The sequence below is a fragment of the Bacillus sp. EE-W1 genome (assembly GCF_009760835.1).
Lineage (GTDB): Bacteria > Bacillota > Bacilli > Bacillales > Bacillaceae_G > Bacillus_A > Bacillus_A wiedmannii.
In genome coordinates this window covers 1-5,131 of record NZ_WIPE01000136.1, presented here as the reverse complement: position 1 = coordinate 5,131, position 5,131 = coordinate 1, and the positions used below count along the sequence as shown (strand labels likewise).

5 protein-coding genes are annotated in these 5,131 nt (G+C 33.5%); 1 reads left to right on the top strand and 4 read right to left on the bottom strand.

Annotation, left to right across the window (positions count from 1 at the left end; genetic code table 11):
- Positions 1–529: 529 nt before the first annotated feature.
- The 4 genes from GFJ36_RS28415 to hemA form a co-directional block, all read right to left on the bottom strand.
- Complete coding sequence (locus GFJ36_RS28415) at positions 530–844, bottom strand: hypothetical protein (protein ID WP_194956679.1); 315 nt, start codon at positions 842–844, stop codon at positions 530–532.
- Between the two features lie 584 nt (positions 845–1,428).
- The gene (gene sdaAB / locus GFJ36_RS28410) at positions 1,429–2,088 is read right to left on the bottom strand and encodes an L-serine ammonia-lyase, iron-sulfur-dependent subunit beta (protein WP_061530222.1); all 660 of its coding nucleotides are present in this window, start codon (positions 2,086–2,088) and stop codon (positions 1,429–1,431) included.
- A 273-nt stretch (positions 2,089–2,361) separates the two neighbouring features.
- Entirely contained in the window at positions 2,362–3,276 is a 915-nt protein-coding gene (locus GFJ36_RS28405; protein ID WP_098230578.1) for a DMT family transporter, read from the bottom strand.
- Positions 3,273–4,505 carry a 5-aminolevulinate synthase gene (hemA, locus tag GFJ36_RS28400; protein WP_074651529.1) on the bottom strand — a complete coding sequence of 411 codons (1,233 nt, stop codon included), beginning with the start codon at positions 4,503–4,505 and terminating at the stop codon, positions 3,273–3,275. Before hemA ends, GFJ36_RS28405 begins: the two co-directional genes overlap by 4 nt.
- Positions 4,506–4,735: 230 nt before the next feature.
- Here hemA and GFJ36_RS28395 point away from each other — a divergent pair, with 230 nt between their 5' ends.
- A complete protein-coding gene (locus GFJ36_RS28395; RefSeq protein WP_097891069.1) occupies positions 4,736–4,933 on the top strand; it encodes an Imm44 family immunity protein in 198 nt (65 codons plus the stop codon).
- Positions 4,934–5,131 lie beyond the last annotated feature (198 nt).

Sequence of the window (5,131 nt, the reverse complement as noted above, 5' to 3'; positions counted from 1 at the left end):
GTGTTTGCAATGAAATGAAAGTAAACTTTTATGCAAAAGTTTACTTTGGATTTTTGAATTGTTTATAGCAAATTTTGTAATAAATTTCTCAATATTGATATAGATGTTAAATATGGACTTTATATCGAAAATTAACAAAAAATATAATATCATAAAAATTAAGATGGTTTGTGTCACTTGTTTTTCCCTTATGCTTAAGATAAGATCGCATTCGCCGATCTTATCTTTTTTTATTTGTAAATTTTAGATACAAAAAAGGAATCCTTATAATAAGGATTCTGCAACAGGGAATTATAATTAATAAGCTAATTCAATAGTACAAAGTTCCATAGTGGAACTCCATTTTATAAAGAGTAAAATTTACTTCTACTCTTTTATTATTTGTAATAAAACCCCAGATTGGCACTTCATTCCTCGAATCGTTTCCGTACCCCAAGTTCATATCAAAAGCGCCATCCTTTCCTGTGATTCTATAGAAAGAATAACGTTTTAGCCTGATAGCGATGTGGCGGGACCGCTCATTCGTTCATCATGTCCCAATAATTATATTTCCGTCCGCAGGTGGCTCTAAAATTGTAATGTCAGTAACAATGTTAAGTCGAGTTGACCAATCAACAAATACATTGAAATCAACTACGCCATCTCTCACTGAAATGTTCTGCACGGTAATACTTGCGGCTCCAAAAACAGTGGGAAAATTCTGTCCAAAAAGTTGATTTGGTTCTAACTCAGTTGCCTCACTCACTGAAATGTGAACAACAGAATTCCATTTAATCACAGGACTGGTTAAGCGAAGATGTGCACGACCTTTTCTTTTGGGCACCCACATACGAATAGTAACCATTTTTAAAGACCACCTAATTGTGAATATTGGAATTACTATCTTTTTCTTAACGCATTATATTAGTATTTCCAAATAGGTTCGTATCTATGTACTTGGCTTTTTTCGTGTCGAATGTAGTGTAGCTCTTTTTTTAAATCTTTGAAGATATAAAAGGCTACAGAAATTTGTTTAGCGTATATTTTCGTTAAAATGTTAATGGTACGCCACATTGACAGGTGATTATGTTTGGAACTAAAATGAAAAAACAAATTTTAATAATCTAAGACCATTATGAGAGAGAAATTATAAAAAAGCAGTAAAGTAAGTAGCCGGTTCCTTAACGTACAGGGAACCGGATGAAATGTGTCCAAATTATTTCTAAACGTACAATCTTCTTTTTTGATATGGTGGCCCCTTATATGAACCTGAATCCTGTTAAAAAGGACACTCAATTGAGTGTCCTTTCTCGATTTAATAAATATCTTAAACGCATTGGAATTCCATCTAATATGTTTAAGGTATTCTGATTTATAGTATTTATCCGTTCACATGATTGAAATATAGATAGAGATAATTTTATGATCGTCCCAGGTAAATGGGAGATTTTAATCTAAAATTAATGCTTGATGAATTCCTGATAATTTTTTTATTTTCCCAATTAATTCTGGAACCAATGGTTTCTCAGTTTCAATTATTAATATAGATAATTTCCCGGTTTCTTTTCGTGAAATTCTTACTTTATTAATATTGATTTTACAGCTTGATAAAATAGCGATTACAGAAGAAATCGTGCTAAAGTGATTATTATTCATAATAAGAAGAGCAGGGTTTTCCTCACGTAATTTTAGTTCAAAACCATTAACTTCAATGATTTTTACTCTTCCCCCTCTGAGAGAGCAAGCAATCATTTCAATTTTATCCTTACCTTTATATAAGCAAATTTTCGCTGTATGAGAATGTACTGGTTTTGCAATCTCTTCTATACAATTAATTGTAATTCCTCGTTCTTTTGCAATTGTAAGTGCATTAATAATTAGTGAATCATTTATTTTGAAACCTAAAATTCCACCTATAATTGCTACATCTGCACCAAAATGATGATTCGTCGTTTTAAATCCTCCATATAAAGAAATATCAATTCTTTCTGGTTCTTGTGAAAATAGCTGCCGGATAATGTATCCTATTTTTACGGTGTCTGCCCCAAAAGTATTGGATGTTCCAATTGTAATAGGATCGATGATATCAAATACAGATCTATAGTTCATAATAGTTGGTTCCCCTTAACATTGTTGATGAAAGTTATAGACGATCAGATTTATTTTTTGAAATATTATTAAATAAAACAAGAATTATTGAGATGTTTAACATATGTTCATAGTAGAAGAATCAATTAATGTGCATCCCACTTAATAATTCGTGAAATTCTGTTTAAAAAGTTAAGAAAACATACATTATGTGAACTACAGTTATAAAATGTTTCCTTCAAATATGTGTAAAGTATAGTTAGACGTTACTATGAATAAAGCCCACAGGAATTTTTAATTCCCTGGGCTTTCATTTTTCATGGTAATTCGATTTCTATATGGTAAACGGAATCCTAGTGCGATTGCGGCTCCAGTACAACTAAATAAACAGCCAAATAATAAGTAGAGCGTGGGTGATGATTCTCCAATTGCAACAGAAGCAACGCCTCCAATTGCAGGGAAAAGTGCAACCATGTAACTACTTACTGATGCACCAATACGCTCTACTAACTTAAGGTAAAACATCCATGCACCAAAGGAAGCAAATACAGTTAAAAATGCTAAAGCTCCTAGGTAAGAAACGGATGTTGGTATTGTAAAGGTTTGTTGCTGGAAAACACAAACAGCAAGTAAAAGTATTGAAGCTACAATAAAACCAACACTATTTGAATAAACAGCATTAATACCACGTCGTGCATTTCGGGCAGAAGCCGCATCACCAATAGCTGTAAGGACTGTTCCTAACAATGCAAGTCCTATTCCTTTTAAATCACTTGTATTAGAAGATCCAGTTGTCAGTAATGGATAAACTAATATAGAAACTCCTGCAATCCCAACTATTCCACCTAGTAGAATTCGAGAATGAAGCCGCTCACCTAAAAATACACGAAGTGCAATTGGTGTCAAAACTGTTTTCAGCGAAAACAGTAGCGTTACTAATGCAGCAGAAATCCAAATCGTAGCATAGTATAAACACAAATAACTAATAGCTAAGTTGCATACCCCAAAAGTAATGAGAGGTAAAGCGTCTTCACGAGAAGGCTTACCATTTGGACGTAACACGCATGCAAGAACAATAAACATGAGTGCAGCCCCCACCAAGCGATAAGTTAATGATAGTTCAAGACTTACTGGTGTACCTTGGATTTTTACCACTATAAAGTTCAAACCCCATACTACTAAGCAAAATATGTACATTAAAACTGTCATGCAAATGCTACCTCAGTAACCTGTGCAAAAGGAATATCAAAATAATTAAATACTTCTGTTAGTGCATCAGCAAGTTGCATGATTTGTTCCTCGGTATGGTTTGGTGTGACGTTAACTCGGAAACGTTCCGTACCCACAGCAACAGTTGGTGAGTTAATAGGTTGTAAATAGACATGATGTTGTTCAAGTAAACGTTGAGCAGCAGCTTTACATTTTTTAGCGTCGCCAATCAGTACAGGAAGAATATGTGTCTCACTTGATTCCATGATAGGAATATTTGCTTGAGCCAGCGATTCTCTTAGCATACTAGTCTTTTGATGTAGAGCATTTCGTTCACTGTCTGAAGATTTTAAGTGTTCAACACTAGCATGACAAGCTGAGACAATTGCTGGTGGTAATGAAGTCGTAAAAATGAAACCGGATGCAAATGAACGTACTGCATCAATTAATAATGATGAGGCTGCAATATATCCTCCTATTACCCCAATCCCCTTTGCCATCGTTCCTTGAATAAAGTCTAAACGATCTACAAGATCTAGTTCAGCAGCTATTCCTGCACCGCGGGGGCCATACATTCCGATTGCGTGCACTTCATCAATAAAAGTTAAAGCATTATATTGTTCAGCAAGATCTATAATTTTTTCAATTGGTGAAATATCGCCATCCATTGAGTAAACGGATTCAAAAACAATAATTTTAGCTCGATCATGTGGTTGAGCTGCAAGCAATTCTTCCAAGTGTTCAACATCATTATGTCTGAATACCGCTCGTTCGACTTTTGTACTACGTATCCCATTAATAATTGAAGCGTGATTGCGTTCGTCAGAGAATACCATACAATTTGGAAATAAACGAAGTAAACATTGTAATGTCGCATCATTAGAACCGTATCCTGTAGGGAAAACTAAAGCCGCTTCCTTACCATGCCATTCAGCAAGTGATGATTCAAGTGCAGCATAATGATAATGTGTACCACCTATATTACGTGATCCACCTGAACCCGCACCGAATGCTCGAATAGCATCGTGCATTGCTTCAGTAACCACTGGGTGTTGTGACATTCCTAAATAGTCATTACTGCACCAAACGACAACAGGTTCTGTATCTTTCTGACCATTTAAGTGTGCCAATGGATATTGACCTCGAATTCGATTAATTGTAACAAACTCGCGATATTGTCCACTTTCTTTTAAAGATTGTAGCTTATTGCTAATAATTTCTGTATACATAACCTTACCTCCAAGAAAATTTACGGTCTAAACCGTTTTGTCGATATATTCTTTTTATAAAAACAATACAAACATGTAAAAAAATTCTAAAAATTACTTTTTCATTATAGCAATAAATTACAAAAATAGTTAATGAAATGTAAATTTGCATATTTTTATTTCTATCAGACTGATATTATACAAGAGGTATATTGGTTTGGGATTCGAGACGATTTTGATTAAAAGGGAGAATACACGCTGTAGAAATAAAACAGGAACATTCAAAATTACTTTTAGAAATTAGTAAAGAATTAGAAAACCTTGAAAATGATACTTATGGTAGTGAAGTGGAGGAGATAGGAATAATTCCTATAATAGTTAAGATAAACAAATACCCCAAAACGAGAAAATTGACATACTCTCCTTTTTGTTTTGATAAATCATTTTAGTTAATCGGACACGGAAATATAATTCTTAAGTTGTTCGAGTGTTTTTTTATGTAAGAGTTGAGATAGTTTATAACAATAACAGTATTTTGAATGTATACTTTTTCGGTTATTTATTTGAAATACGAAGAGACATTATAAACACAATGATTAAAATAAAATGAAAGTAAGCTTTTGGGAAAAATTTACATTGGAGTTTTG